This window comes from Haladaptatus sp. R4 (genome assembly GCF_001625445.1).
In the GTDB taxonomy this organism is placed as follows: domain Archaea; phylum Halobacteriota; class Halobacteria; order Halobacteriales; family Haladaptataceae; genus Haladaptatus.
The window spans coordinates 1-25,892 of sequence record NZ_LWHG01000009.1 but is presented as its reverse complement, the minus strand read 5'-3'; the positions used below and the strand labels follow the sequence as shown (position 1 = coordinate 25,892).

The following is a 25,892-nucleotide window of genomic DNA, read 5'->3' as shown; positions in this document are numbered from 1 at the left end:
CCCCGCCCGCTCGCGGTCGCTCCACGAGATATAGTGGCTCGCGCAGACGACCACGTAAACGCGAGCGGACGGGGGCTTTCGGGGCGGTCTGCTTTCCAGCAATCACAATCGCAAAACAGCAAAAGTCACGTCGTAGCAAACGGCCGGAGATTTTCAAGGTCTCCATCGCAGTAGTCGCCACACTCTCGTTCTCGGAAAACTCGTTTCGCAGCGGGTGGGGTCGTCGGAGTCGTCGTTTATCCGCTATCTCTCCTCTTCCGGCGCGTACGTATCGTCCGTGATGAACACTGGCAACTCCGTGTCGCGGGTTTCGCGGTCGATACTGTCCAGCCAGTTTCGTACCTTGTCGTGGAGGTCCCGTTTCGTCCGGAAACTGTCGTACTGCACGTCGTAGCCGTACGGCAGTTCGTCGACGGTCGCGCTGGCGAACGACTCGTCCAGATACAGGCCGACCCGCTGACCGGGCTTGTGCGTCGTCGCCGGGTTCCCGCGCCGTAGATGAAACTCCCCCAGAATCCCGCCGGTTTCGGTGCCGACGCCGGTCGTGAGTCCCCCCTGCGTGAACAGGAAGAGCACGGCGTCGCTGTGGGCCGCGAACGCGATCGACTGGGCGAGCGGGTCCATTCCGGCCTTGCCCGTTTCGGCGGCCTGCTCGTGGGTCGGGATGTCGATGTCGGTGGCGATGAACGCTCGGCAGTCGTGGCGCTGGCGGAGTTCCGCGCAGAAATCCCTGAGTGCGAGTTCCATGTCCCCGCGGCCGTCGGCCGTGACGTGTCGCTCGGGGTCGAACAGGGGGTCGGCCTGGAACGGCGTCCGGAGATCGTCGGCGTCGTCGTAGGCGTAGGCCGCACTGAACGCGGTGTACGGTCCCATCACGTAGACGGTGAAGTCGTTGTGACTGCCGAAATCCGGCGGCGTCGGTGCCTGATCCGACAGAATATCCGCAATCGGCCGACCGTCGTACCGGAAGTTCGTCTCCCCGTCGAACATTTATTCGGGGTTTCGAGACGGCGATCAAATAGCTATCGACGCACTAATCGACACCGCGAATGGTAATCCAGAAACAAAGAAAAATTTCCTTCTAATCGGCAGGCTGATGTAGTTGGCCGTCGTACACGTACCCATCATGGCCGCCGAATCGACACCGACCCCGGACGACGAGCGGAACGTCGAGGAGTACGTGGACCAACGGCTGTTCGACGACAGCCTTGGAACGCTCGCGGATCACGTCGCGCGGAAGGCCGCCCTCGGCGATACGCGGCGGTATTCGATCCTGTTTCTCCTCTACGAACGCGAGGAAGTCTCGCGGAAAACGCTCGCCGAGGCCATCGACGACGGGAGTTTCGACCTCACCCACCACGTCGGGGAGTTGATCTCCACGGGTCTCGTCGCCCGAACCGGCGCGCCGGAGGGTGCCGACGGCCGCCAAACGTTCTACAAAATCACGCACCTCGGACGCCAAGAGATCGAAGCGGATTACGAGAACGTCACCGGCCACGCGCCGTAGGAACCCGGATGTTGGAATCTCGCAGTTCGCTATTTCGTCATTTCGTTATTTCGATATTTCGCTATTCGACCGGCTCGAACATCGGCGCAGGCATCCCGTCGAGTTCGACGGCGTCGGTACACTCGACTGTCGTTCCGATGTTGACCTCCTCGTCTCCGCCGATTCGGCCGAGGATTTTCGTGTCGCCGAGGTCCACGACGGCGACCTGATACGGTCCCTCGAACCCGACCGGCGGGACGGTTATCGTCGTCTCGCTGTGGACGACGCCGACGTTCGGGAGGGTGTGGGTGTCGAGGTTTCTGTCGCCGCACTCCACGCAGGCCCGCTTCGGCGTGGCCGTGACGTTCCCGCAGGACTCGCATTCGAGTCCCACGAGGTCCCCGGCCTTGAGGTAGGCCCGCCAGTCGGCGTACGTCAGTGCCGGAACGTCGTCGCCTTCCGAACTCATGTTCGCGCCTCCAGTACGGTAACGACGGTGGTCGCGGCGTCGCCGCCGAGGTTGTGCGCCACCGCCGTTTTCGCCCCCTCGACTTGCCGGTCGTCCGCGTCGCCGCGGAGTTGTTCGGTCAATTCCACGAGTTGGGCCGTTCCGGTCGCGCCGATGGGGTGGCCTTTCGCCTTCAGACCGCCGCTCGGGTTGACGGGCATCTCGCCGTCGATGTAGGTGCGGCCCTCCGCCGCCGCCTGTCCGCCGGTTCCGTCCTCGAAGAGGCCGAGCGCCTCGGTTGCGAGGACTTCCGCGCCGGTAAAGCAATCGTGAACTTCGGCCACGTCGATGTCGTCCGGGGCGATTTCCGCTTGGCCGTAAGCCTCGTCAGCGGCGTCGCGGGCGGATTGAGTGGCCGAGAGCGAAACCTTGTCCGCCAGCGGCACCGCGTCGGTTCGGTGGCCGACGCCGGTTACCGAAACCGGTTCTCCGGCGAAACTCTCGGCGAGGTCGTCGGAAACGACGAGGACCGCCGAAGCGCCGTCCGAGAACGGACAGCAGTCCATCAGGTGAAACGGATCAGCGACGACGGGACTCTCCAGTACCGACTCGACGTCCGTGTCGCGGCCGAAGTGTGCCTTCGGGTTGAACTGGCCGTGATAGTGGTTTTTCACGGCGACTTCCGCCAACTGCGATTCGGTCGTTCCGTACTCGTGCATGTGCCGCTTCGTGAGCAGGGCGAACACGCCGGGGAACGTCAGTCCGGTCGGTTGCTCGTACTGGCGGTGTGAGGCTCCCGCGAAAATCGCGGTCATCTCGCCGGTTCCGAGTCCGGTCTCCGGCGTACAGCGTTCGACGCCGCCGACGAGGGCGACGTCGTGAACCCCGTTTTCGACCGCCTGTACCGCGTGTTTGAACGCGTTCGATGAGGTCGCACAGGCGTCCTCGAATCGCTGACAGGGTATTCCCTGTATTCCGATGTGGGTCGCCAGTTTCGGTGCGAGGTGGGTGTCGGATTCGGTTTGCCCACCCAGCGCGTTGCCGAGATAGAACGCGTCGATTTCGTCGCTAGCGATACCCGCGTCGTCCATCGACGACGAACGCGGCGTCGGCAAACAGTTCCTCCAGCGGTCGGTCGTGCGGGCCGAATCGGGTCATCCCGCCACCGACGATGGCAGCTCGTGTCACTACCCTCATTTTTTCGGGAACAATAAATAATCCTCCGCTGAACGGCGTCGGCGCTGACGACTCGTGTCACCTTGAATCGTCGTCACGCTGTAACCATCCACTCATCCCACCATATCCGTCCTCTTTCCCACATCGGTCGCTCAATCGTTCCGCGTCAGTCGCGCTATCGTCCCGTCGGAAACGCCAGCCTCGCGGAGGACGCTCGCCGTGTGCTCGCCGTGGCCCGGCAGTCGGGTCGGAACGGCCGAACCGTCCGCGTCCGCATCCGTATCGTGTATCGGGAACCCGATTCGCGGCGGCGAACCGTCCGACTCGACGACTATTCCGCGCGCCCTCGTCTGCTCGCGGTCGAACGCCTCCGTGACGGTGTAGACCCCGCCGACGGCCGTATCCACGCCGTCGAACTCGTCGAGCCACTCGTCCATCGTCCGCGTTTCGAAGACGGCTTGGAGGGTATCCCGAACGGCTTCGCGGATCGCCGGGTCGTCGCTCAGGTGTTTTTCGACCAATTCGGGACGCTCGATAGTCTCGCAGAGCGCGCGCCAGAACTTCGGTTCGAGCGCCGCGACCGTGAGGGAGCGGTCGTCCGCCGTGCGATAAACGTCGTAGCAGGGAAATTCGCCGGTCAGCATCGTCTTCCCCGGTCGGGGTGTCCGCCCGGCGAACGCCCCGCTGGCGAACACCTGCGCGAACGACAGCATGGTATCGGTCATGGCGATGTCGAGGTGCGTCCCGCCCGCATCACCTTCGCCGTCCTCACCACTTGCACCGTCTCCGCCGCGTTCCCGGCCGAGGAGCGCGCTCACGATTCCGAACGCCGAAAACAGCCCGCTCGCCATGTCCACCATCGGATAGCCGGGGATGGTCGGCTTCGACTCCTCGTCCGGTCGCGTCATGTCCAACAGCCCCGTCTCCCCGGCGTAGTTCAGGTCGTGGCCCGCCCGCTCCGCGTTCGGTCCCGTCCCCCCGAACCCGGAGAGGGAGGCGTACACCAATTCCTCGTTGTACTCCACGAGCGTGTCGTAGTCGATTCCCAGTCGCTCGGTGACGCCGGGGCGGAACGTCTCGAAGACGACGTCCGCCGTCTCGACCAGTTCGTAGAACGCTTTCCGCGCGACTTTGTCCGTCAGGTCGAGCGAGACGCTCCGCTTTCCCCGGTTCACCGCCTCGAAAATCTCGCCGTGGCCGCTCTCCCCGATGGGAGCCATCTCCCGCGCGTAATCGCCGCGTTCCGGTTCCTCTATCTTGATCACCGTCGCGCCGAGGTCCGCGAGGAGTTGCGTCGCGTACGGTCCCGGGAGAAGCCGGGAACAGTCGAGGATGAGTATGTCATCCAATTGCATACGAGTTCGAAGGAGAAGCGAGGGTAAATCGTTCGGGGTACCACCGACCGTTTCAGACACTCGAACTGTCAATCCGTCTGTCTTCTCATGGCGCGCTCGTGTGCCACACTCGAATCATGGTTCAAATGTGCCATGATCGTTGGGTGTTTTATATTTCCGACCCTACGGGGAGCAGTATGGCTCTACCAACCGATTGGGAGATGGGACCCGAGTGGGAGGGATACAACAGCGTCGACGAAGGGACACACGAGGCCCTCGCTCTCTGGGCCGCCGATTGCGCCGAGCACGTTCTACCACTACTTCGAGGACAAACACCCGGACGACGACCGACCCAGGAATGCCATCGAAGCGGCGCGGGCGTGGACGCGCGGCGAGGTGTCGGTCGGCGAGGCGATAGAAATTTCCCGTGATACTCACGCGGCGGCCCGAGAAGCCGACGGAACCCCTGCCGCGAAGCGGCCCGTGCCGCCGGACACGCCGTGGCGACCCCGCACGTGGACGGTCACGCCAAGGGAGCCGCCATCTACGGAATCAAGGTCGTCATCGACGCCAACCCGGATGATACCACCGCTGGCGATGCCGAATGTGAGTGGCAGTTCGAACACCTTCCGGAACGGCTTCACTCGGTCGTCACGCTCGCCGAAGACTGACTTTATCCGCAACGGCTCGTCGCTTCGAGTGCCCGCCACGACGAATGTGCAACTCCGTTACCCGTTCGGTATCGCGCCATAATCACTTTCCCGCGCGCGACCCAAGAATCGCACTATGGCAATACCGGGAGACGACACGTTCATCGAGGAGGAACTGGAGGAGGCGGCCCCGGACGAGTACGGCGAAGACGAAGACGAGGATGAATCAGCCGAAAACGAATCGTCGGACGCGAAAACCGACACCGAGAACGCGGACGAGGACGCGTAACGTGACCCGCGTGGCCGTCGTCGGTGCCGGTGTGGCCGGGTTGGGCGTCGCGTTCGCGCTGCGCGACGACGCCGACGTAACCCTGTTCGAGCGGACCGAACGCGTCGGTGGGCGTGCGACGTCGCACGAACGGAATCGCTGTGTCTACGACGTCGGCGCGAACTACGTCAAGAGCGACGACGAACGCGTGTCCGAACTCGTCCGGGAACTCGACGAGGGATTGGTCGAAACCGAGGGACCGGTGTGGACGTTCGACGCCGACGAGGCGATTTCCGAGGGCCGCGACGAGGACGACTCGAAATGGACGTACAGAACGGGACTGCGAACCCTCGGAACGCGACTGGCGGATGCGAGCGGTGCGACGGTTCACACCGACACGCGGATTACGGGCCTCCGGCGCGCCGAGTCGAGCGACGCCGAGTCGTGGTACGTCGAGGACGAGGACGGCGACGAGTACGGACCGTGGGACGCGCTCGTGCTCACGCCGCCAGCGCCGGTCACGGCGTCGCTGCTCGACCTCGCGGAGTGGGACGACGACCTGCGTCGGGAACTCCGTGAGGCCATCGGGCACGTTCCCTACCGACCCGTCCTCTCCGTCGCGCTCCACTACTCGTTCGAAGTCGAGCGGCCGTACGTACGCGCTGGTGAACACGACAAGGAACACGAGGTCGGTTGGCTCTCCCGCGAGTCGTGTAAACCGGGCCACGTCCCGGAGGGCGAGGAACTGTTGATCGTCCAATTGTCGCCCGAGTGGTCGGCGGACCACTACGACGACGACGATTTCGGCGTCGCAACGGCCGCCGCGGGGTACGCGGCCGACCTCCTCTCCGAGCACCCGTTCGCCGCGCCGGACTGGTTCGACGTGGTTCGCTGGCGGGACGCACAGCCGAACGACGGGGTCGACGAGGCGGTACTCCGGCGGGCGAACGAGGCGGGTCTCTTCTTCGCCGGTGATTGGGTCGTCGGCGAGGGCCGGGTTCACCGCGCGCTCCGCAGCGGACTCGACGCGGCCGAGGAAATCCTCGACTGACCGCTGGCAACCGACCTCTCAGCCCGTCCAGTCGGCGTGGTCTTGGATCGGAATCGCTTCCTCGCGGTACGCTTCGTACAGGTCGTCGGCCCACGTTCGAACCGCCGGGTCGTCCGTGTCGGCGAAGACGCGGAGGATGCCGGTTTCGTCGTAGCCGCCGACGCCGACGCGGTCGTCGAACATGACCAGGCCGAACGGCAACTCGTCGTGAACGAACAGTTCGAGTTGGCCGCTCTCGATGGCGTTCACGGTCGCCTCGTGGTGATCGTCCAGTAGCTGATCGATGACGGGTGAGAGGTAGATGACTTCGGTCCGCATGCCGTCGAGGATGCTTTCGCGGATTTCGTCCACGTACATCGGCGCGATGGTGGTGGTGTCGAACCCGCGAAGCGTCTCCGACTCGCGCAGGAGGGAGATGAACCGGCGCACCGGCCGGTACGGATCGCCGGGTTCTTGGACGGTTATCGTCGCATCCGCGAGCAACTCCACGTCGATGTCGGTTCGGTCGAGCGACGGAAGCAGGGGTTCCAACTGCAAGCCTATCTCGACGGTGTCCCGTAGATGCTCGACTTCGCCCGCGACGAGTTGTCCCAACGGGGTGAGTTCGTACAGGCCATCGACGCGGCGGATGAGCGACTTGTCGGTGAGTTCCCGCGTGATTCGGTGGGTCGTCGTCCGTGAGACGCCGATTTCGTCCTGTAGATCGGAGCGTGCGACCGGTCCGTCGCGCAGCGCACGGAGGGTGTTCGCCCGCTTGACGGCAGTGATGACGATATCCGAGTTCCCACTGTCGCTCATGTCTCCTCCATGGTGTTTCTATGGTATAGTGTTTCACACCACGAAACACGTTTCGCTTTCCGGACCTCGTTCCGTAAGCTGGGAAAATACCACTGCGTAATTATATCATTTCCTACTGCTAGTTATGTTCATGGCTGTCGAACCAAAAACGACGACCGACGTTACTGAATCGACCGGCTCGGAAACCGGCAGTGGACTCGACGAGAACCTCGCGGGGGCGCTCGCGTATCTGCTCAGTCCGATAACTGGACTCCTGTTCTTCCTGATCGAAGGGGACAACAAATTCGTCAGATTCCACGCCGCCCAGAGCATTGTCTTCGGCGTCGGGATGTTCGTGATCTACATCGGCATGAGTATCGTCCAGATGATCCTGCTGTTCATCCCGCGTCTGGGTGGATTGCTCTCGCTGTTGTTCTCGCTGGCGTACCTCGTGGTGGGATTCGCGGCGTTCCTGACGTGGCTCTTCCTGATGTACAAGGCGTACTCGAACGAGCGGTTCGCGCTCCCCGTGTTCGGAACACTGGCGGACCGACTCGCGTAAAATGCGACGAGTCACGCTCACCCTGGCCGTCGCGGCCCTCGTCGTTCTCGCCGGTTGTACGGGTATTTCGAGTCACCTCGGAAACGCACCCGATGCGGGGTCGGCGGGGTCGGGATCCGGCGATAACTCGAACGGCGACGGTTCGAACGACGCCCCGGACGCGTCGGAGGACGACGCCTTCACCCCGTTCGCGTTCCAGCATTCGGGCACCTACACGTACGAAACGTACGACGAGGAGGACGGCACCGGCAAACTCGTCTGGGACATCCGGTCGATAGACGGCGAGAACATCACCATGCGGAGTTCGTTCACGAACCAAGGGGAGACCCAGTCGAAGACGGCGACGTTCACCCGCGAGGATGCCCTGGTTCAACTGGCGTTCATGCCGGGCGGACAGTACCTCATGACGACGATGTTCTCGCCCTCGGCGAACGGAATCTACGGTAACGACTTCCGCGTCGGAAACACGTGGACGTCCCCGTCCTCACAGGGGACGATGACCTACGAGATAACGAAACAACGGACGATCGCGGGGATATCGTGCTACGACGCCGAAATCCGTATCAACGGCTCCGTCTTCACCGACGCGTGTTACTCCCCCGATCACGGGACCGCCATGTACGGCGTCATCTACGACGAGGACGGAACGAAAGTTCGCGAAATGAAACTAATCGCCTACGAGCGAAAATAACCCATTTTTGCACGCGCTCCGGTTTTCATTCACCTTTTTTCCACTGAACCCCACCAAAAGAACGATACTCCTCTGGTTCCCACAACATATCTCAGACGACCACGAAGAAAGGTAAATCATGTTCCGACCTCGCCATCGTACAATCGTGGTGTTCACCGCCCTGCTCCTCGTTGCGACGGTCCCTCTCGGGTTCGTCGTCCCAGCGGTGGCAAGCACACCAATAGCAGACGAACCGGTAGCGGACACGCCGGTACACCATACACCACCAGCACAGCGACATTCGAACGCAGCGTCCCTCAATGACCCCTTCGGCGTCGGTTCGCACGGCTTCCCCATCCCGAACGGACCCGCGTCGGCGATGGAGTACGCCGATATCGACGAAGCACCCGGTTCGATAACCGTCGGGAGCTACAGTCGGTACGACGGGTCGAACCCGCTCAACAACGCCACGCGGGCCACGATATACGCTGCCGTCGCCGAGGAACCTGGACTCTCCCTGTCGGCACTGAGCGAGGAAACCGACATTCCGCGTTCGACGGTTCGCTACCACGTCAGGATTCTGCAGGAGGAAAAGTTGGTCGAGACGACCACCGTCCGCGGAAAGCGTCGGGTGAACCCCGCTGGCGACGACAACCCCGCGTTGGCCGCCTCGCTCTCGGACGAGGCGACTGCCACCCTGCTCGAAACGGTCGCCCGTGACGGTCCCGCGAGCGTCTCCGACCTCGCGGACGCGCTCGACCGGACCCCCGGCACCGTCTCGTATCACTTGGAACGTCTCGCCGACGACGGCCTCGTGGAGCGGGAACGTGCTGGCAACGCGGTGGTCACGACGCTCCCGGACAGCGTCGCGGCCGCGGTGGGAACGACGATGGACGCCATCGACGCCGACTGAATCCGTTTTGAGAAACTGGTCAAAATCTCCTTTTAACTGCCGTGGTTCGATGGGGATGCGGACGGACGCAGGGAACTAAACGACACATAGTGACCTGACACACGGTATGGTGCCGTCTCCACGTGACTCGTGTCTTCCAACCCGTGACGGCCCCTTGCGCCCGTTCCGCGGACACGGCACCCGATTGTCCGAGGTTCGGACGAACAGAGGGACGAGAGAACCAGTAACGTCGAGTACCCTTCGAGGGGTCGGCGAGAATCCGCATAGACACCGTCCGACATCGGTTACCCGCCTTCGGCCTTCCGAGACGGTATTCGTTCGCTTCGTGGCTGTTTTCACTTTCACTCCACTCTGATGAACTATTTGGTGCTCACCGCCGAAACGCGAGCCATGGGATTGCTACGACGGCTCGGTACGGATACGGAACCGGATCGGCCGTACGAATGCAAACGGTGTGAGACCGCTTTCTCGGTGGAGTACCAAGTGTGCCCCGAGTGTGGGTGTTACTCCGTCGAGCGCGACGACTGGGCCTGACTCGTCACGAGTTCGTCACCCGGTCGGACGTTACGCACGACACCACCCGAGAACTCGAACACACGATCTCCCGTTCCACGCGCCGTCCCCGTCCAGCGGGGTAATCGAGCGACGTTCGTCACTTCCCCGTTTTCCGTCCACACCACGTCGAGCGCCAGCGGCGTCGCCACTGTCGAAGCGCGACGGTCGCCGACCGAACCGAACTCGAACACCAATCCGTAGTCGTCACGAACGGCGAGTCGAACGAGCCCTTCGACACGCGACCGAAGCGAATCCACAGGTTCGACGTGTGCGACGAGCGTCCGTTCCTCCCCATCCCGTCGGTGAACGACGTGCATGGTTCCGCTTCGAGACGATTCGCTTTGAACGTTACAATCCGGTGGCGACGTGACGGTCTATCTTTTCAACCACATCGGCCGGAGTGGCTCACACCTCCTACCCTTGGTGCCCGTGTCCATGTCCGTGTCCGTGCCCGAGAAACAGCGTCAACCCGTGCAGAACGAGGAGACCGAAGAAGACCGGAAACAGGCTGTCTTTCAACCCGTGGAAGAGGATGGGGAGGTACACCAACGGCAGCGATACCGACAGCCAGAAACTGACGAGTTGGATGGGTTCCGCGAGGAACTGATAACTGAACGTGACGAGAACGCCTGCCCGTGACATAATATCGCATACACTGTTGGGATGAATACTATTGGCCGGGTAATCCTGTCTAACCGGCTATTAAGCCATCTCTCGATCGTTACTAACTCCCGCATAATCGAGCTCCTCAGCCCGAAACGCCCGACTGCGGAGCGTAAGACACCGTCACTCTCCGCACGAGTTCCCCCCGTCTTGCCTTTTCTCGCGTCGCCGTATGACCGACACCGGTCTTTTGTCTGACAATGATTTATGTTTTTTCAGGGCGTATGTGAGACAGACGAGCCCGCATCCCACGGGGGGAGTTCCAAAAATGAGTAAATCAGAAAATCATTCGTGCCCGACGGAAACGATCACAGCGACGTACCACACGCGCCACGATTGGCAGAACGCGGAACCGCTCAGTACGACGGTCACGACGGCCCTCGCCGAGGCGATGGACGCCGATCCGACCGAAATCGGTCCGTTGTACGACCAGTTCGACCCGGACGCGTTGGACGGACTGTTCCGTCCTCGTCCGGATGGGGCGGCACGCACCGGCGGCCACGTCAGTTTTACCATCGATGGCTATCGAGTCTTCGTCCGAAGCGACGGTTTCGTCTCGGTGCATCCGGTCGACGGGAACGACGGCGACGACTGACGGGACGTAGGTTTTTATCGTTCCCGCACCGACGGGACGGTATTGCGATGATTCAGCTACCGATACGGCGATGTCCGGCCTGTGGCTATCTCGGCCCGGTTGGACGCTTCGTCGATGCGGAATCGAACCTGACGTGTCCCCGGTGTGGAAACCAACTGTCCGGAACGTTCGATCCACGATTGGCATGACAGGGACGACACTGAGCGACGCGATCGAAGCGTACCTCGTCAGCATCGAAGCCGGGAACTACCGCGCCAACGCCGAATCCGCGCTGACCGCGTGGGCGAACTGGCTCGCCCGCGAGCGCGAGGTTACGGCCATCGAGAACGTGGCCGTCATCGACTGTCGGCGCTACGCCCGTCACCTCAAGCGACAGGTTCGGGAGGGCGAGTTGAAGTCCTCGACGGCACACACCTACTACGCCTACGTCCGGGCGTTTCTGGGCTTCTGTGAGGCGGACGAACTCATCTCCAGAAACCCGGCCGCGGCCTCGCGGGCGCAGGCGGAACTGCCCGAGGACACCGCCGACGCCGACCGACAGTTCTGGTCGGCCCGCGACAGGAACGCGATTCTCGCCTTCATGGACCGACGTGTCGAGGAAGCGCTGGACGGCGAGGCCGACGTGTCGCGCGAACGGGCCTACCGCGACCGCGCGCTCGTCCGACTGCTGGCCCTCTCCGGCGTGCGCGGAGCGGAGGTGTTCCGCGACCCGGCGGACGACAAACGGAGCGGTATCGCGTGGAAGGACGTGGACATCGAGGGTGGTGCGGTTCGCGTCTTCGGCAAATCGCGCGAGTACGAGTTCGCCCAACTCCCAAAGAAGGCGGCCGACGCGTTGGAGCGATACCACCGTGTGTGTGATCCTCCAACACCACTGTTTCCGGTGTTTCCGACCGATCACGCACCGTCGAAGTACCGCGCCGCCCGCGAATCGTTGAGCGAGGAGTTCTCCGAGGGAACGGTCGAGAGAATCCTCGACGAGAACGACATCGACGACGTGATGCCGGGAGTACGAAATCGTCCTCCCGGCGATTTCGACTCGCGGGGCGCGCAACCTGATGAAACGCCTCTGTGAGTCCGCCGGACTCGACATCGACGGCGAATACCTGAAACCGCACGGCGCGCGCGTGGACTGGGCCACCAACTGTACAGCGAAGGCCACGCGGAACTGGCCCAATCCGCGCTCCGCCACGCGTCCATCGCGACGACCCACGAGAGCTATTCGAACATCCGCGCCAGCGAGACGGCCGAACGGGTGGACGACGTGCTCGACGAACGCTGAATCCCGACACCGGTTGCCATATTCCCCGTCTCGGACATCCCTTTTCGATGGTCGTACCAGAACCCCTTTTCTCACGGAATCGCTAGTGTCGAACGATGAGCGATTCGACGCGAGGCATCCCCCGACGCGAGTTCATGAAAGCGGCCGTCGCCATCGGCGGATCGGCCGCACTGGCCGCCTGCGTGGACCGGGGTGGAATGCCGGACGTGCCGAAAGGCCCGTCCGACCTCTCGAAACTCCCGGAACGCCAGCACGCATGGAACCAGTTCCTCTCCACCGACGACTACGGGAACTTCGTCGCCGCTCGCCACAAGATCCTCCTCTTTCTGAACTACAGCGGCGACGGAACGCCGAACGAGTCCGAACGCGAGACGGTCGAGAAGTCGTTCCGGAGCCTCGAACACGCCTACAAACGCGGTAACGACGGGTTGTTGTTCTCCATCGGCTACTCCCCCGCGTACTTCGAGCGGTTCGGGGCGGACGACGTGCTGCCGAAACCGAAGGCGCTGGCGTCGTTCGAGTCCCCGAAACTGGACGAACAGGACGCCGTCGTGCAGATCGAGAGCGATCACGCCCAGATCGCGCTCGCCGCCGAGCAGGCGCTGCTCGGCAACCGCGACGAACTGAACGGCGTGGACGTGAGCGGTATCACGGACGTGTTCGAGAAGGCCGACCGCCGGACCGGTTTCGTCGGACACGGCCTCCCCGCCGACAATCAGGACGTGAACGGCATTCCGGACTCGAAGCCGGTTCCGGAGAAGGCACCGCTGTACATGGGCTTCAAATCCGGCTTCAAGAAGAATCAGGCGAGTGAGGACCGCGTGACGATTCAGGAGGGTCCGTTCGAGGGCGGGACCACGAAACACGTCTCCCACATCAACTTGCACCTCGACCAGTGGTACGAACAGGATAGCCGCGACCAGCGCGTCGGCAAGATGTTCTGTCCGGTCCACGCCGAACAGAACAAGGTGGAAGGCGTGGGCAACAACCTCGGCGATTCGAGCGAGATGGACGACGAGTGTATCGACAACGTGAAAGAACACGCTCGAACCCGCGGCATCGTCGGTCACTCCCAGAAATCCGCGCGTGCCAGAGATGACGACTCGCCGGTCATCCTCCGCCGCGACTTCGATTCGACGGACGGCGGACAGGCGGGACTCCACTTCGTCGCCATCCAGCGCTCCATCGAGGACTTCAACGACACACGGACGGAGATGAACGCGACGACCTCTCCGGCAACTCCTCGGTCGGCGAGCGACTCAACAACGGAATCCTGCAGTACATGACGGTGACCCGTCGCGGCAACTTCCTCGTTCCGCCGCGTGCCCTGCGGTCGCTCCCGACGGCGAATCCGTAACAGCGCTATCCGAGGTAGAATTCCCGCGAACGGTTCGGATTCACGCCGTGTACTAACGGTTCGAAATGGTTGACGCTCTCCGCACTTTCGAGCGTCGCTTCCATCAACTCGTCTTCGATGTCGTGTAGTCGGTGGGTCGAAGTCTCTCGCGCTTCGATTAGTGCTTCCATGTCCTCCGCCTCGATGTACCACACTAGATAGTCCGTGTTATCGCCGTGTTCGATAAACAGCGAGAGCGTCTGGAGCGTTTCGGCGTTCCAAATTTCGAGCACCCCCTCCACGTCCTCCATCGCTTCGGAGATAATTGCACCGAGTAGTTCCCTGAGACGGTTCGTTTTGCCGGGGTGTATCTTTTGCTTCCTGACGAATATCTCCGTCATAGTTGAACGGTATTCTTCCACGAATATACTACTTGTCTGGAAACTGATTTGGTTCAGCGGTACGAAACCTCCCTACCCTTTTCGACTACCGTACCAGAACCCCTTTTCGCTGCGGGTCGTAACTTCAAGCCGATGAACGCCGTAGCGTTCTGCGGACGACCGGTCTCCTCGGTGCCACATCGCTGGCGGGTTGTTCCGGTCTGTTCAAAACGAAGGTGATGCCACAAGCGCCGCCGTTGGTCAAAAACCGCCCGGACGCGGTGTACATCCCGACGCACAAGGAGGGCATGCAGATGGGCGGAATGGCGAAAAGCGGACGGTATCGGGCGGCCGTGTTCTACTCCTATCCCCACCGCTTCTGGCTGATGAGCGGCGGGACGGCACAGGACGAGAAGAAGGTCTCGATCAAGGACGACGACGACCTGCACCTGATGGCGTCGGTCTGGGACTCGAAGACGAAGACGGTGCTCCCGAGCGGAAACGTTCAAATCGATCTCTCGAAGGACGACTGGAGCGCCACCCGGACGATGTGGCCTATGCTCTCACAGAACATGGGTTTTCACTTCGGGGACAATATGGGCCTCGATGGCGAGGGGAAGTACACGGCGAAGGTGAAAGTCGGCGGTCTGAACGTCCGCCGAACGGGCGCACTGGAAGGCCAGTTCGGGAAGGGAGCGACCCTCTCGACGTCGTTCACGTTTGACAAGGACACGCTAGAAAAGATTCCGTTCACGCGCCTCGACAACAAGAAAGGGCAGAAGGGTGCCGTTCAGCAGATGCAGATGGACATGCCGATGAGCCACGTTCCGAAAAAGGCCGACCTGCCCGGCGAGTTCGTCGGCGCGAACTCCAGCGGCGACGCGAAGTTCCTCGTCACGACCGACGAGAACAGCGACCTGGCGGACAACACGTACCTGCTCGTCTCGCCGCGAACGCCGTATCGCCGCTATCCGATTCCGATGATGTCGCTGTCGGCGACGTTGAAACGGGGCGGTAAGACGGTGTTCGACGACGTACTGAACGCCACCATCGACCCCGACATCGGGTTTCACTACGGTGCGGACGTGAAAAGCGTTCAGAAGGGCGACACGCTCACCGTGAAAGTGGACTCGCCGCCCACGATCTCACGTCACGAGGGGTACGAAACGGCGTTTCTGAAAATGCCGAAAATGCAGTTCTCGATTTAGGCCGCGATGCCATCCTGGCCCGCTTCGAGAAGTTCCTGATACCGATTCCGAATCGTCACTTCGCTCACGTTGGCGACGTCGCTCACTTCCGACTGCGTTACCTTCTCGTTGCTGAGCAGGGAGCCAGCGTAGACGGCTGCGGCCGCGAGGCCGACGGGCGATTTGCCGCTCGTGGACTCCCTGTTCTTTCGCCGTCTTGAGCAACTCGTTCGCCCGTCGCTCGGATTCGTCGCTGATGTCGAGGTCCGACGCGAACCGGGAGACGTAGCTCAGCGGGTCGGCGGGTTGGATTTCGAGACCGAGTTCGCGCACGATGTAGCGGTAGGTGCGTTTGAACTCCATCTCGTCGATGCGGCTGACGGCCGCGACTTCGTCCAGACTGCGCGGGACGCCGGTCTGACGCGCCGCCGCGTACACCGCGGAGGTCGCGACGCCTTCGATGGAACGCCCCGGCAGGAGGTCGTCGTCGAGCGCGCGGCGGTAGATGACGCTCGCGGTCTCGTACGTTCTTCGGGAGGCCGAGCGCGCTCGCCATGCGGATCGATTTCGCCGAGCGCTTGCTTCAGGTTGCGCTCCTTGCTGTCGCGGGTGCGGAAGCGCTCGTTCCACGTTCGGAGCCGCTGCATCTTCTCGCGCTGGCGCGGCGCCGAGGGTGTTACCGTAGGCGTCCTTGTTCTGCCACCCGATGTTGGTCGAGAGCCCCTTGTCGTGCATCATCTTCGTCGTCGGCGCGCCGACGCGGGACTTCTGGTCCTTCTCCTTGGAGTCGAATGCTCGCCATTCCGGACCGCGGTCGACGGAATCCTCCTCGACGACGAGGCCACATTCGGCACAGACGGTTTCGCCGTGACCTTCGTCGGTGACGACGTTTCCGCCACACTCGGGACAGGTTCCCTCCTCGTGTTCGTGTTCTTGCTCGTCCTCGTGTTCCCGTTCGTGGGTCGATACACCGGACTCGCTGTAGCGTTGGATTTTGGTTGTAGTCATGGTGGTGCGTTGGCGGAGGCTCCCGGTAGGGAAAACCCAAAGAATCCCGGAAGCTTAGTTCCTAACCAGGAGTTAGGACGAAGCGTACTTAAGCGTTTCGGAATATGGTACGGTAATCACTCATCCATATTCATCGTTAATGACGCCCATACCGAGCGTTAATCGCAGTTTTGGTCTTTCATGATTGTCTGTTTCTGAATCGAAAGTAACAAAAGATTGTCGGTCGGCGTCATGCGATTTTGGACGGGGTTGTGTCGTAGGTATGGCAACAGTACGGGGAAGTGATCGAGTCGGTATTTTGGCCGGAACTTCGGGCAACGACTGTTCGCGGACCCAATTGGAGACATCGGAGTGACGAAATCGAATCCGAACAGGTATCCGGGGGACTGAACTAGTTACTGGCGTTCTGAAGGCAACATGCGGGAATTTACTCTTTGGCGAGCGCGTCGTAGATGTCGCGGTGCTCGTCGCGAGTCTGTTTCGCTTTTTGACGTAATATCTCACGGCGGGCGTCCTCGATCAGTTTTTCCGGTGGCTCTTCGCCGTAGTCTTCCCGGTATCGTTCGCGAATCTTGTCCAGGGTTTGCTCCATCAGGTTTTTGCCGTTGCTCCCTTCTGCTGCCATTATACTTGAAATTCAGCTATCGATCCTGTTAACAGTTCTGGTCACTTTCTTCGTCCTCTGCCTCCTCCGAGGTGTGCTTCCTGTCAATGAATGGTTGATACGCGTCCGGATTTTCACGGTATGATTCTATGACTTTGGCGATGATTATCGTCGCTATGAATTGGCCTACTGTTATCTCGTCCCAGTCAAACTGTGTATTTTCCGTCCTTTCGATAAGATATCGGATCACTTCATCTTGATCCACATCGTCCTCTCGTATTGCAAACTCCTTCAGAATCGATCGAAGATGGTCATCGGTATCTAATTCGTACCCGTTAAAAAGATAGAACATTTCGACGGTGTTCAGTGCTGTCCGCTTATTTCCATCCACGAACCAATGGTTCGCAGTGATGAGTCGCATCAAGTGAAACGCCTTCTCGTGAATCGTCTCGGGTACTTGTCCAAAGTGGCCATGCTGAATGTAGTCCACGGCAGAACTGATTCGATCCGGATCTTTGATACCCGGTTCTGAGTCTTCGTCCTCCTCCACGATTTCGTCATGGAGTATCCTGATATCCTCCACGGAAGGATACCAGAAATCGTTCTCGCCGTCGTTCATGTTGCCTAGATGTGGTTTGTGTGAGCTTAATTACTGATGGTATCCAGTTCGATACAGCTGGCAACGAAATTTGGTTTCCTGATCCCACATTAGTTACTATTTGAAGTGACCAAGCAGCGCTCGCTTCTCGAATTCCTCGACGAGGTAGGAAAGGTCTTCGCGTATTCTCCGTCGTCTCCTCCGGTCGCTATCATCGTAGAAATATTCGAGTCGAAGCCGCTTTTTTGGCGTATTCATACCGTGTTGTCGGTGGTATCGAGGACGGCCATTTTTACCCCGTGTCGTATGCAAAATCCACGTAAAGCCGTCGGTTGCGATTCCAGCGGCTGGACGTTCGATGTCATCGAGGTAGTCGAACGACTCCTTGCGAGCAGAACGGATTTCGTTCGGCTTCTTGATTTCGCCGATGATGACGAAATCATTCCTCTCCGGTTCTAATTGGAAGTCCGGTGCCTTCCGTTCGATTCCCGGTATTCCGGTTGGTTGTGGTCTGTATTTCTCATACCCGAGTGCTCGCAGACACGGCTTGATCAGATGTTTCTCGCCGAAACGTTCCGGTTTCTGACCGATTTTTGTACCAGTGAGTGTGTCCCCTTTTAGAATGGACTTCGCGTAGTCGGCACCGTTTCGCTGCTCTAACTCGATGGTGAACGCTTCCAATATTTCAAATAACCTCCCAGCTCGGAGATTGTTTCCACGATCTCCGATCTTGGACTGGCTGGATTCGCCGATACGCATGTTCCATGGGTTATTGAATATTCTAATTATAAATATATGTCTACTTTATTACCTCTGTTTGCGGTATTCGAACCGCTTCATCCATCCAAATACGTCTTCGCCACTTCATCCGGCACCTGTTCGAACACCCGGTAGAACTGTCCGACCGCGCCGAACTGAAACGGCGTCTCCAGACAGAACACGTCGTCGGCCTCGCCGCGCAACCCCTCGATGGAACTCGGCGACCCGACCGGTACGGCGAGGGCGACGTAACTCGCCCCCGCCTTTTTCACCTGTCTGAGACACGCGATGGTCGTCGCGCCCGTCGCCACGCCGTCGTCCACGACGAGGACGCGTTTGCCTTCGACCGCCGGAATTTGGCCCTCCCCTCGATACTGACGCTCCTTCTCGCGGGCCGCCTCGCTCTTTTGCTCCCGTTCCGATTCGAGGTACGTCTCGCCGACGCCGATTTGATCGATGAGGTCGTCGTTCAGCCAGACGCTCCCGTCCGCCCCGACGGCCCCTATCGCCAGTTCCGGGTTTCCGGGTGCCCCCAATTTCTTCGCCACCACGACGTCGAACGGGATGTCGAGCGCGTCCGCGACCGGTCGGCCGATGGGGAGCCCACCGCGTGGAATGGCGAGCACGACGTCCGCGTCCACCCCTTCACGTGCGACGAGGGAGCCGAGTAGCGTCCCCGCATCCGTTCTGTCGTCGAACATGATCCCTCGTTCGAACGGAAGCGATTGACGCGGATAAACCTGTGTGCCGCTCCGATTCGGCGTCGAAATTCAACTCAGTAAACATAATCATTATGGCACTATGCGCCAGTTATCGAACGAAATTGAGACATGGGCGAGATGGCACCTATCGCCGTCCTTCACGTGGACGACGACCCCGACGTGCTCGACCTTGCGGCGACGTCCCTCGAAGGGAAGTCGAACCAGCTTCGACTTCGAACCGCGTCGTCCGGCGATGACGCGCTTTCTATTCTCCGCGAGGGCGGGATCGACTGCGTCGTCTCGGAGTACGAGATACCCGACACGACCGGCCTTTCCCTGCTCGAATCGGTCCGCGAGGAGTTTCCCGACCTTCCGTTCATCCTCTTTACGGACACGGGGAGCGAAACGATCGCGAGTCGGGCGATTTCGGCGGGCGTCACCGACTACCTACAGAAGGGTATCTCGACCGACGGATACGCCATCCTCGCCAATCGAATCGAAAGTGTGGTTCACTCGGCGCGGACCGAACGCGCGCTTCAGGAGAGCGAGGAGCGCTATCGGACGGTCGTGGAGGGCAGTCACGACGCGGTGTACATCTATCAGGACGACCGGTTCGCGTTCGTCAACGAACGGGCCTGCGAGATAACCGGCTACACCGACGACGAACTGCGCGGAATGGACGTTTGGTCGCTCTTACATCCGGACGACCACGACCGCGTGCAGGGCCATCGCCGAGAATCGGATGAACGGCACGCACGAGGTTTCGACCTACGACGCTCGGTTCCGAACGAAGGACGGGGAGATCAGATACGGGAACTTCTCGGTGCGTGCGACGACGTATCGCGGGACGACGGCGACCATCGGTTCGGTTCGTGACGTGACCGAGCGCAAACGGACCGAAAGCTGGTTGCAGGCGCTCATCGACCATTCGCGGGATATCGTCACGCTCCTCGACGAGACAGGAACCATCGTGTACGAGAGCCCCGCCGTCGAACGACTCGGCTACGATCAGGACGAACTCGTCGCGACGTCGCCTTCGAGTACATCCATCCCGACGACAAGGTACACGCCGCGGAGACGTTTTTCCGCGCCATCGAGAACCCCGAGGTCACCCCTACCCTCACCTACCGTTTCCGGCACGCGGATGGGTCGTGGCGCTATCTCGAAACGACCGGCGAGAACCACCTCCATACGACTTCCGTCAAGGGGTTAGTGCTGAACTCCCGTGACGTGACCGAACAGGTCCGGATGAAGGAGGAACGCGACGAAATCCTCTCCCGGATGACCGACGCCTTCCTCGCGTTCGACGAGGAGTGGCGGTTCACGTACGTCAACGAGCAGGCCGAGGAAATCATGAACCGGACCGCGCCGGAAATCATCGGCGAGGTCGTCTGGGACGTGTTCCCCGAGGCCGTCGAGACACGGTTCTACGACGACAACCACGAAGCCATGCGAGTGCAGGAACCGATGACGTTCGAGGAGCACTTCGAGCCGTTCGATAGCTGGTTCGAGGTGAACGTGTATCCGTCCTCGAACGGGGTCTCGGTGTACCTCCGTGACGTGACCGAGCGGAAGAACCGGGAGGCGACGCTCGAAGCGCTTCACAACGCGACCCGGACCCTCATGCAGGCCGAGACGAGCGCCGCGGTGAGCGAAATCGCGGTTCGCGTGGCTCGGGACGTGCTCGACCTTCCCGTAACCGCCATCTGGGACTGCGAGGATTCGACGGTCCGATTGGTCGCACGAACCGAACAACACCGGGCGGCGTACGGGGAATCCGTTCCGGAAGCCGACCGGGAGGCGATAGCGGACGCGTTCGAAGCGAACGAGACGGTCGTTCGAAAGCTTCACCACGGCGATGTCGAATCGGAAGCGCTCGTTCCGCTCGGTGCCCGCGGCGTGATGTCCTTCGCCGCGGAGCGACTGGACGATTTCGACGTGTATCACGCCCAACTCCTGGCCGCGAACACCGCCGCGGCCCTCGACAGGGCGGAACGGGAGGACGAGCGGACGGCCCACCAACGGGAGTTGGAGCGCCAAAACGAGCGGCTGGAGGAGTTCGCCAGCGTGGTCTCCCACGACCTGTCCGAAACCCCCTGAACGTCGCGCAGGGCTATCTCGATATGTACCGCTCGACCGGGAAGCGGGAACATCTCACCCGTGTCGAACGCGCTCACGAACGGATGGCCAACATCGTCAAGGACGTGTTGACGTTGGCACGGCAGGGACGGACGGTGAACGAGACGAGACCGATTTCGGGGGAGACCGTCGCCACGAACGCGTGGGCCTCGGTCGAAACGGGTCCCGCGACGCTCGATTCCTCGTGGAATTCGATCATCAACGCCGACGCGAGTCGACTCCAGCAGTTGCTCGAAAACCTGTTCCGCAACGCTCTCGACCACGGACGGCCCGACGTGACGATTCGCGTCGGAGAACTCACCGGCGTCGTCGAGGACGGCGGTCTTCGGCAGAAAACGGCGACGGGCGACGCTGCTGCCGGGTTCTTCGTCGAGGACGACGGACCGGGAATCCCGCAAGCGGCGCGCAAAACGGTGTTCGAGTCGGGTTACTCCACCGCCGAATCAGGAACCGGCCTCGGGTTGACCATCGTCCGACAGATCGCCGAAGCGCACGGGTGGGAGGTTTCGCTCGTGGCGGCGGACGACGGGGGCGCACGATTCGAGTTCGCGGGCGTCGAACCGATGAACGAGTGACACGGACAGCACGACGTGCGGGGTAACGACCGTTCGAATTCGCCGCCCGATCACGTCGAACCAGACCACGTCCCGGCTAACGATTTGCCCTCTCCGCACGAAAAAATGTCTGATTTTCAGAAGATTACTTGACGGTGGCTGTAGTCAACCCGGTAGAATGAGTGACACGTCCGGTCCACGCCGAGTCCTCCGTCCTCCACTCGACCTCGTTTTCGTGGACGTGCTGTCCGTCGTCGCCGCCGCCGCGCCCTTCGTCCCGCTTCTCGGTGCAGGGCCGATTCGACTCGTCGTGACGCTCCCGCTCCTCCTCTTTCTGCCCGGCTATGCGACCATCGAAGCGCTGTTTCCGGAACCGACGACCGGCGACGAACGTTTCGGCAGTGTCGAACGGTTCGCGTTCGCCGTCGGAACGAGCGTGCTCGTCGTCGCGGCGCTCGCGCTGGCGCTGGATTACGGCGGCATGGGAATCCGAGCGGTCCCGGTGCTGTTCTCCACGTGTGCGTTCACAATCGTCGCATCCGCCGTCGCCGCGATTCGTCGCCGGACGGTGGACCCCGAGCGGGACGGAATCGCGCCGCGCCGCTTCCGGGACGGACTGACGGGAATTCGAGCGCCCGAAACCCGACTCGACGGTGCCCTGAACGTCGTGCTGGTCGTCCTGATACTCGCGTCCGTCGTCAGCGTCGGCGTCGCGCTCGGCGGACTCGGCCACACCGAGTCGTACACGTCGATGTCGTTGCTCACGAAGAACGGGTCCGAGACGGTCGCCGCGGACGGCGGGAGCAGGAATCTCCTCGTCGGCATCGACAACCACGAGAATCACCGCGTCCGGTACACGGTCGTCGTCCAGCGCCAGCGGGTCGCGGCGGACGACCGACGACGGTGACGGAGCGAACACCGCTCACCAGATTTCACGTGACGCTGAACGACGGCAAACGGAAACGAACCTCGTACACCGTTCCGCCGTCGGTGACCGGGAACCACCGTCGAATCGCCTTCCTGCTCTACGAAAACCGGGTACCGGCGACGCCGACGGCGGACAACGCGGCACAGGAGACCCACCTTTGGGTCACCCCGCCGAACGGATCGGGAGATGCGTCGAACAAGGGAGCGCGAGGATAACCCGTGGGATATCGACGCCTTCTGCTGACGCGATGGACGCGGCGGGACGCGCTCGCGGTCCTCGTCGTCATCGTGACCGTGGCGTTCCTCACCGGAGTCACGTTGGTCGTCCTCGCCGCGGGTACCCAAACGACTTCGATAGCGAAGGAGTACGACGCCGGGGGCCACGCGACGTACTACGATTCGGTGGGGGCGGCCCGAACCCACGCCGATGGTGACGCGCTCGTACTCCCCGTCGCGTCGGTGACGAAACCGGACGGAACTTCGACGTTCGTCGTCGGCGTGTCGTGTCGTCAGGCGACGAAATTCCGACAAGGGACCCAGTATTCGGTCCCCTGTCCGCCGGATTCCGGGGTGAGTAGCGGTCGCGTCGCGTCGGAAACCACGCGGCACGTCGAGGGGTCGCAGGGTGGCGAGACGGTCCGCGTTCACCCGCGACACAGCGAGAACGCCGTCCTCCCGCCGTACTGGTACGTGGCACACGAATCGGTCGTCTCCGACCTCGGTCGAACCGGCGCGTTCGTCGTCGAACCATCCGGGTCGGGGGGTGCGAGCGGCGCTGTTTCGGGAACCGTCCCGCTCCGGTCGGCGCTCCCGTTCTTCCTCGCCGGGATTCGGCAGGTGCTCACCGTCCTCGCCATCACGGCCGCCGGAACCAGCGTCCTCGTCGGGGTCACGGTCTACGGCGTGACGCGGATGCACACCGAGGACAGACGGCGAGCGATCCGCGTCATCCGCGCGACCGGCGGCGAGGCCCGACGCATCGTTCGTCTGTACGGTCTCCGAGCGGGAGCGATCACCGCCGCCGGAACCGCCCTCGGCTACGCCGTCGGCGTCGTCGCGACGACGTCGTCGTCAACGCGGCCATCTATCTGGGCGTCCCGACCTCGCTGGCGATTCGCGTGACGCCACGCGCGGTGACGATCCTCCTGCCGCTGTACGCCGCCACCGTCGCTGTCGGGGCGATTGCTGGCGTCGTCGCCGCGTGGAAGGTCACCCGGGATTCGCCGGTCCCGTCCGCATCGCGGCGTCGTTCGTCGAACGACGGGGTGAACGCGCGACTCCGCGGCTTCCTCTCCCGAGCGCGACCCCTGTCGCTGCTCGATTGGCGGGTGCTCCTCCCCAGCGTCGTCCCGCTTGCGGCGTTCGCGACCGTCGTCATCCTCGTGGCGTCGATAACCGGCGTCGTCACGCCCCTCGTCCATCCCGGCGGATCGACGGTCACGGACCCCGGCGTCTCCAATCCGATCGCCAGTCGAGTTCCGGCGGGGTACGCCGCTGCGATAGACCGTCGTGGCACGGAAGCCAGCCCCGAAATCCTCGCGCTCGACGTCCACAACGGCCACCCGATGGTCGTCCGCGGCGTCCGGTTCGGGTCGTTCGCGAACGTCTCCGATGCCACGCTCGTTCGAGGGCGTCGGCCGCACGGTCCGGACGAGGCGGTCGTCGGAACCGACCTCGCGCGGACGCTCGGCCTCTCCACGAACGATTCCGTGACGCTCGGCGGGAGCACGACGCCCGGCCTCGACAGGGTGAAAATCGTCGGCGAGTACGCCGCACCCGGGCCGTACGACCGACCAACTGCTCGTCTCGCTCCCGACGGCGCGACATCTGGCGAACGTCCGACCGGGGAACGTGCAGATGGTTCGAACCGCGACCCGACTCGAAGGAACCGGAACGTCGGCGAGCAACGGAAACGCCAGCGACGGTATCGCCGTCGTCGGCGTCTCCGCACCGGCGCAAGTACGGCAGAACGCCTCGATTCCGATCCGTCTGCAACTGCAAAATATCGGCTCGTCGCAGGCGAGTCGTGCAGTTTCGGTTCGCGTCGGCGACCGAAACCGCACGACCACCGTCTCGCTCGACGGCGGCGCACAGCGAGAGGTCCTCGTCCGCCTTCCGGCGGGACGACTCGGCACCGAACGGATTTCCGTCGCGGGACAACGCCGCACGGTTCGCGTCGTCTCCGGCGACGCGATCGAAATTCGGGGTCTTCCCGACCGCGCACCGCCGAACACCGATCCACTCGTGCGCGTCGTGGACGTGAGTGGAAACCCGGTGACGAACGCGACCGTTTCCGGCGGAAGCGCGGGGGGATGAAAACCGGACCGAACGGTACCGTCCGGGTCCACCTCGGCGATTCCGGCCCCGCCACGATTCGCGCCACGGCCGGGGACCGAAGCGCGACGACGACCGTTCGGGTTTCACGAAGCGCGTCCCGGTTGCCGGTCGGGCGACTGCAAGTCCAACCGGACCGGCCGACGCTCCTCGGGCGGCCGACGGCGCGACTGGCCGTCTCCAACCCGTGGAACGAGACGATATCGCGGCGCGTGGCGGTGGTCTCGGGAAGTCAGCGATTCACTCGAAACCTGACGCTGGGTCCGGGCGAGCAACGGACCGTCACGCCGCAACTCGACCGTCGCTCGCCGGGGTCGTACGCCGTCACCGCGGCGGTGGATGGGCGGACCATCGCGCGGACGAACTACCGCGTCGTCGGCGACGACAGGGTCGTCAGCGCGTTGGCGAACAGCGGTCGGAGCGGCGGAACGGGAATCAGTCGAGCCATCACGACCGCGTTCGGCGACCTCAACCTGCTCATCGGCGTATTCGTCTGCTTGGCGGGGGTGATGACCGTCGGGAGTACCACGGCGACGGTCGCCTACACGGTCCACTCGCGGCGGCAGGTGGTCGGCGTCCATCGCGCGACCGGCGCGTCGCCGCTCCGAATCCTGTCGCTCGTCCTCCTCGACGCGATCACCGTCGGGACGGTCGCGACGATACTCGCGTTGGTCGTCGCCGTGGTGGCGGTGTCGCTGCTCGCCGAGGCGGGATTGCTGGTGCTCTACGGGGTTCGAATCACGCCGCTATTGACCCCGCGGGTCGCCGCGAGCGTCGTCGCGGGCGGGATCGGCGTCATGTGCCTCAGCGCGCTGCTCGTCGCGTTCGCGCTCCTCAGAACGACGCCGGATTCGCTCCTCTCGGGCTATCGGGTCGACGGCGACCCCGAACGCGGAACTCGGCGGTGATTCGAATGAGTGACCGCGCTGGGGGTC

At 62.4% G+C, this 25,892-nt stretch carries 27 protein-coding genes and 7 pseudogenes; 21 read left to right on the top strand and 13 right to left on the bottom strand.

Annotated features, from left to right (window positions below; genetic code table 11):
• Positions 1–243: 243 nt before the first annotated feature.
• Positions 244–990, bottom strand: a complete 747-nt coding sequence (locus A4G99_RS03550; RefSeq protein ID WP_066139519.1) for a hypothetical protein — start codon at positions 988–990, stop codon at positions 244–246.
• Positions 991–1,102: 112 nt separating this feature from the next.
• Between A4G99_RS03550 and A4G99_RS03545 the strand changes: the two genes are divergently transcribed.
• The gene (locus A4G99_RS03545; RefSeq protein WP_150123030.1) at positions 1,103–1,507 is read left to right on the top strand and encodes a hypothetical protein; all 405 of its coding nucleotides are present in this window, start codon (positions 1,103–1,105) and stop codon (positions 1,505–1,507) included.
• Between the two features lie 61 nt (positions 1,508–1,568).
• Here the strand turns inward: A4G99_RS03545 and A4G99_RS03540 are convergent, their stop codons facing one another.
• The 3 genes and pseudogenes from A4G99_RS03540 to A4G99_RS03530 all read right to left on the bottom strand — a co-directional run bounded on the left by A4G99_RS03540 (position 1,569) and on the right by A4G99_RS03530 (position 4,465).
• Positions 1,569–1,955: a Zn-ribbon domain-containing OB-fold protein gene (locus A4G99_RS03540; RefSeq protein ID WP_066139513.1), complete on the bottom strand. Its 387-nt coding sequence runs from the start codon at positions 1,953–1,955 to the stop codon at positions 1,569–1,571.
• A pseudogene (locus tag A4G99_RS03535) lies at positions 1,952–3,092 on the bottom strand (thiolase C-terminal domain-containing protein). Before A4G99_RS03535 ends, A4G99_RS03540 begins: the two are co-directional and overlap by 4 nt.
• Positions 3,093–3,262: 170 nt before the next feature.
• Complete coding sequence (locus tag A4G99_RS03530) at positions 3,263–4,465, bottom strand: CaiB/BaiF CoA-transferase family protein (RefSeq protein WP_066139510.1); 1,203 nt, start codon at positions 4,463–4,465, stop codon at positions 3,263–3,265.
• Between the two features lie 116 nt (positions 4,466–4,581).
• Here A4G99_RS03530 and A4G99_RS29735 point away from each other — a divergent pair.
• The 4 genes and pseudogenes from A4G99_RS29735 to A4G99_RS03525 form a co-directional block, all read left to right on the top strand.
• Positions 4,582–4,776, top strand: a pseudogene (locus tag A4G99_RS29735) (hypothetical protein); the annotation flags it as partial.
• A 150-nt stretch (positions 4,777–4,926) separates the two neighbouring features.
• Positions 4,927–5,115: pseudogene (locus A4G99_RS26910) on the top strand (putative immunity protein); the annotation flags it as partial.
• A 115-nt stretch (positions 5,116–5,230) separates the two neighbouring features.
• The gene (locus A4G99_RS25675; RefSeq protein ID WP_190303681.1) at positions 5,231–5,383 is read left to right on the top strand and encodes a hypothetical protein; all 153 of its coding nucleotides are present in this window, start codon (positions 5,231–5,233) and stop codon (positions 5,381–5,383) included.
• A gap of 1 nt (position 5,384) precedes the next feature.
• Entirely contained in the window at positions 5,385–6,413 is a 1,029-nt protein-coding gene (locus A4G99_RS03525; RefSeq protein ID WP_066139507.1) for an NAD(P)/FAD-dependent oxidoreductase, read from the top strand.
• An 18-nt stretch (positions 6,414–6,431) separates the two neighbouring features.
• Here A4G99_RS03525 and A4G99_RS03520 read toward each other — a convergent pair whose 3' ends face one another.
• Positions 6,432–7,211: a winged helix-turn-helix domain-containing protein gene (locus tag A4G99_RS03520; protein ID WP_066139505.1), complete on the bottom strand. Its 780-nt coding sequence runs from the start codon at positions 7,209–7,211 to the stop codon at positions 6,432–6,434.
• A gap of 130 nt (positions 7,212–7,341) precedes the next feature.
• Here A4G99_RS03520 and A4G99_RS03515 point away from each other — a divergent pair, with 130 nt between their 5' ends.
• The 3 genes from A4G99_RS03515 (at position 7,342) to A4G99_RS03505 (ending at position 9,335) form a co-directional block, all read left to right on the top strand.
• A complete protein-coding gene (locus A4G99_RS03515) occupies positions 7,342–7,752 on the top strand; it encodes a DUF4870 domain-containing protein (protein WP_066139522.1) in 411 nt (136 codons plus the stop codon).
• A gap of 1 nt (position 7,753) precedes the next feature.
• Positions 7,754–8,443: a hypothetical protein gene (locus tag A4G99_RS03510; protein WP_066139502.1), complete on the top strand. Its 690-nt coding sequence runs from the start codon at positions 7,754–7,756 to the stop codon at positions 8,441–8,443.
• 118 nt (positions 8,444–8,561) lie between these two features.
• Positions 8,562–9,335, top strand: a complete 774-nt coding sequence (locus A4G99_RS03505) for a helix-turn-helix domain-containing protein (protein WP_223301698.1) — start codon at positions 8,562–8,564, stop codon at positions 9,333–9,335.
• Between the two features lie 503 nt (positions 9,336–9,838).
• Here the strand turns inward: A4G99_RS03505 and A4G99_RS03500 are convergent.
• Together A4G99_RS03500 and A4G99_RS03495 are read right to left on the bottom strand one after the other, a co-directional pair.
• Positions 9,839–10,207, bottom strand: a complete 369-nt coding sequence (locus A4G99_RS03500; RefSeq protein ID WP_066139496.1) for a DUF192 domain-containing protein — start codon at positions 10,205–10,207, stop codon at positions 9,839–9,841.
• Between the two features lie 97 nt (positions 10,208–10,304).
• A complete protein-coding gene (locus A4G99_RS03495) occupies positions 10,305–10,532 on the bottom strand; it encodes a hypothetical protein (protein ID WP_066139493.1) in 228 nt (75 codons plus the stop codon).
• A gap of 289 nt (positions 10,533–10,821) precedes the next feature.
• On the opposite strand from A4G99_RS03495, the gene A4G99_RS03490 reads away from it, so the two are divergent.
• From A4G99_RS03490 to A4G99_RS03480, 3 genes and pseudogenes are all read left to right on the top strand, one after another.
• On the top strand, positions 10,822–11,148 hold the full coding sequence (locus tag A4G99_RS03490) for a HalOD1 output domain-containing protein (protein ID WP_066139490.1): 327 nt from the start codon (positions 10,822–10,824) through the stop codon (positions 11,146–11,148).
• 184 nt (positions 11,149–11,332) lie between these two features.
• Positions 11,333–12,223, top strand: coding sequence for an integrase (locus A4G99_RS03485; RefSeq protein WP_223301697.1), 891 nt, complete (start codon positions 11,333–11,335; stop codon positions 12,221–12,223).
• 302 nt (positions 12,224–12,525) lie between these two features.
• Positions 12,526–13,787 (top strand): annotated as a pseudogene (locus A4G99_RS03480) (Tat pathway signal protein).
• A gap of 5 nt (positions 13,788–13,792) precedes the next feature.
• On the opposite strand, the gene A4G99_RS03475 reads toward A4G99_RS03480, so the two are convergent.
• Positions 13,793–14,167, bottom strand: a complete 375-nt coding sequence (locus A4G99_RS03475; protein WP_066139486.1) for a DUF6176 family protein — start codon at positions 14,165–14,167, stop codon at positions 13,793–13,795.
• 218 nt (positions 14,168–14,385) lie between these two features.
• Here A4G99_RS03475 and A4G99_RS03470 point away from each other — a divergent pair, with 218 nt between their 5' ends.
• Complete coding sequence (locus A4G99_RS03470; protein WP_223301696.1) at positions 14,386–15,354, top strand: iron transporter; 969 nt, start codon at positions 14,386–14,388, stop codon at positions 15,352–15,354.
• Here A4G99_RS03470 and A4G99_RS26905 read toward each other — a convergent pair.
• From A4G99_RS26905 to A4G99_RS03445, 5 genes and pseudogenes are all read right to left on the bottom strand, one after another.
• Positions 15,351–16,341, bottom strand: a pseudogene (locus tag A4G99_RS26905) (transcription initiation factor IIB family protein). The gene A4G99_RS03470 and the pseudogene A4G99_RS26905 sit on opposite strands and share 4 nt — an antisense overlap.
• 427 nt (positions 16,342–16,768) lie before the next feature.
• Positions 16,769–16,966 carry a hypothetical protein gene (locus tag A4G99_RS03460; RefSeq protein WP_066139480.1) on the bottom strand — a complete coding sequence of 66 codons (198 nt, stop codon included), beginning with the start codon at positions 16,964–16,966 and terminating at the stop codon, positions 16,769–16,771.
• Between the two features lie 28 nt (positions 16,967–16,994).
• Positions 16,995–17,564 (bottom strand): type II toxin-antitoxin system death-on-curing family toxin, encoded by a 570-nt coding sequence (locus A4G99_RS03455; protein WP_066139477.1) that lies wholly within the window; start codon positions 17,562–17,564, stop codon positions 16,995–16,997.
• Positions 17,565–17,660: 96 nt separating this feature from the next.
• Entirely contained in the window at positions 17,661–18,302 is a 642-nt protein-coding gene (locus tag A4G99_RS03450; protein ID WP_150123029.1) for a hypothetical protein, read from the bottom strand.
• Between the two features lie 77 nt (positions 18,303–18,379).
• Positions 18,380–19,003 (bottom strand): phosphoribosyltransferase, encoded by a 624-nt coding sequence (locus A4G99_RS03445; protein WP_066139472.1) that lies wholly within the window; start codon positions 19,001–19,003, stop codon positions 18,380–18,382.
• Between the two features lie 138 nt (positions 19,004–19,141).
• Here A4G99_RS03445 and A4G99_RS26900 point away from each other — a divergent pair, with 138 nt between their 5' ends.
• The 9 genes and pseudogenes from A4G99_RS26900 (at position 19,142) to A4G99_RS03430 (ending at position 25,865) form a co-directional block, all read left to right on the top strand.
• Positions 19,142–19,879 (top strand): response regulator, encoded by a 738-nt coding sequence (locus A4G99_RS26900; RefSeq protein ID WP_255359038.1) that lies wholly within the window; start codon positions 19,142–19,144, stop codon positions 19,877–19,879.
• A pseudogene (locus tag A4G99_RS28525) lies at positions 19,806–19,985 on the top strand (hypothetical protein); the annotation flags it as partial. The gene A4G99_RS26900 and the pseudogene A4G99_RS28525, both read left to right, overlap by 74 nt.
• Positions 19,907–20,203 (top strand): annotated as a pseudogene (locus tag A4G99_RS29365) (PAS domain-containing protein); the annotation flags it as partial. The pseudogenes A4G99_RS28525 and A4G99_RS29365, both read left to right, overlap by 79 nt.
• A gap of 30 nt (positions 20,204–20,233) precedes the next feature.
• Entirely contained in the window at positions 20,234–21,103 is an 870-nt protein-coding gene (locus tag A4G99_RS26895; RefSeq protein ID WP_255359037.1) for a PAS domain-containing protein, read from the top strand.
• A 23-nt stretch (positions 21,104–21,126) separates the two neighbouring features.
• On the top strand, positions 21,127–21,717 hold the full coding sequence (locus A4G99_RS26890; protein WP_223301695.1) for a sensor histidine kinase KdpD: 591 nt from the start codon (positions 21,127–21,129) through the stop codon (positions 21,715–21,717).
• Between the two features lie 157 nt (positions 21,718–21,874).
• Positions 21,875–22,603, top strand: coding sequence for a DUF1616 domain-containing protein (locus tag A4G99_RS03435; RefSeq protein WP_255359036.1), 729 nt, complete (start codon positions 21,875–21,877; stop codon positions 22,601–22,603).
• Positions 22,600–22,839, top strand: coding sequence for a DUF1616 domain-containing protein (locus A4G99_RS28515; RefSeq protein ID WP_255359035.1), 240 nt, complete (start codon positions 22,600–22,602; stop codon positions 22,837–22,839). Before A4G99_RS03435 ends, A4G99_RS28515 begins: the two co-directional genes overlap by 4 nt.
• Positions 22,840–22,842: 3 nt before the next feature.
• Positions 22,843–23,745, top strand: coding sequence for an FtsX-like permease family protein (locus A4G99_RS25660; RefSeq protein ID WP_190303680.1), 903 nt, complete (start codon positions 22,843–22,845; stop codon positions 23,743–23,745).
• Positions 23,746–24,188: 443 nt separating this feature from the next.
• A complete protein-coding gene (locus A4G99_RS03430) occupies positions 24,189–25,865 on the top strand; it encodes an FtsX-like permease family protein (protein WP_394337438.1) in 1,677 nt (558 codons plus the stop codon).
• The last annotated feature ends 27 nt before the right edge of the window (positions 25,866–25,892 follow it).

Bases quoted from the DNA above. Each gene is read 5' to 3' on its own strand.
- A4G99_RS03450 (WP_150123029.1), bottom strand. From the start codon at position 18,302: ATGCGTATCGGCGAATCCAGCCAGTCCAAGATCGGAGATCGTGGAAAC.
- A4G99_RS03550 (WP_066139519.1), bottom strand. From the start codon at position 990: ATGTTCGACGGGGAGACGAACTTCCGGTACGACGGTCGGCCGATTGCG.
- A4G99_RS03490 (WP_066139490.1), top strand. From the start codon at position 10,822: ATGAGTAAATCAGAAAATCATTCGTGCCCGACGGAAACGATCACAGCG.
- A4G99_RS03520 (WP_066139505.1), bottom strand. From the start codon at position 7,211: ATGAGCGACAGTGGGAACTCGGATATCGTCATCACTGCCGTCAAGCGG.
- A4G99_RS03515 (WP_066139522.1), top strand. From the start codon at position 7,342: ATGGCTGTCGAACCAAAAACGACGACCGACGTTACTGAATCGACCGGC.
- A4G99_RS03500 (WP_066139496.1), bottom strand. From the start codon at position 10,207: ATGCACGTCGTTCACCGACGGGATGGGGAGGAACGGACGCTCGTCGCA.
- A4G99_RS03485 (WP_223301697.1), top strand. From the start codon at position 11,333: ATGACAGGGACGACACTGAGCGACGCGATCGAAGCGTACCTCGTCAGC.
- A4G99_RS03505 (WP_223301698.1), top strand. From the start codon at position 8,562: ATGTTCCGACCTCGCCATCGTACAATCGTGGTGTTCACCGCCCTGCTC.
- A4G99_RS03445 (WP_066139472.1), bottom strand. From the start codon at position 19,003: ATGTTCGACGACAGAACGGATGCGGGGACGCTACTCGGCTCCCTCGTC.
- A4G99_RS26890 (WP_223301695.1), top strand. From the start codon at position 21,127: ATGTACCGCTCGACCGGGAAGCGGGAACATCTCACCCGTGTCGAACGC.
- A4G99_RS03455 (WP_066139477.1), bottom strand. From the start codon at position 17,564: ATGAACGACGGCGAGAACGATTTCTGGTATCCTTCCGTGGAGGATATC.
- A4G99_RS03495 (WP_066139493.1), bottom strand. From the start codon at position 10,532: ATGTCACGGGCAGGCGTTCTCGTCACGTTCAGTTATCAGTTCCTCGCG.
- A4G99_RS03460 (WP_066139480.1), bottom strand. From the start codon at position 16,966: ATGGCAGCAGAAGGGAGCAACGGCAAAAACCTGATGGAGCAAACCCTG.
- A4G99_RS03470 (WP_223301696.1), top strand. From the start codon at position 14,386: ATGCCACAAGCGCCGCCGTTGGTCAAAAACCGCCCGGACGCGGTGTAC.
- A4G99_RS03435 (WP_255359036.1), top strand. From the start codon at position 21,875: ATGAGTGACACGTCCGGTCCACGCCGAGTCCTCCGTCCTCCACTCGAC.
- A4G99_RS03530 (WP_066139510.1), bottom strand. From the start codon at position 4,465: ATGCAATTGGATGACATACTCATCCTCGACTGTTCCCGGCTTCTCCCG.
- A4G99_RS26900 (WP_255359038.1), top strand. From the start codon at position 19,142: ATGGCACCTATCGCCGTCCTTCACGTGGACGACGACCCCGACGTGCTC.
- A4G99_RS03475 (WP_066139486.1), bottom strand. From the start codon at position 14,167: ATGACGGAGATATTCGTCAGGAAGCAAAAGATACACCCCGGCAAAACG.
- A4G99_RS03430 (WP_394337438.1), top strand. From the start codon at position 24,189: ATGGTCGTCCGCGGCGTCCGGTTCGGGTCGTTCGCGAACGTCTCCGAT.
- A4G99_RS03540 (WP_066139513.1), bottom strand. From the start codon at position 1,955: ATGAGTTCGGAAGGCGACGACGTTCCGGCACTGACGTACGCCGACTGG.
- A4G99_RS03510 (WP_066139502.1), top strand. From the start codon at position 7,754: ATGCGACGAGTCACGCTCACCCTGGCCGTCGCGGCCCTCGTCGTTCTC.
- A4G99_RS25675 (WP_190303681.1), top strand. From the start codon at position 5,231: ATGGCAATACCGGGAGACGACACGTTCATCGAGGAGGAACTGGAGGAG.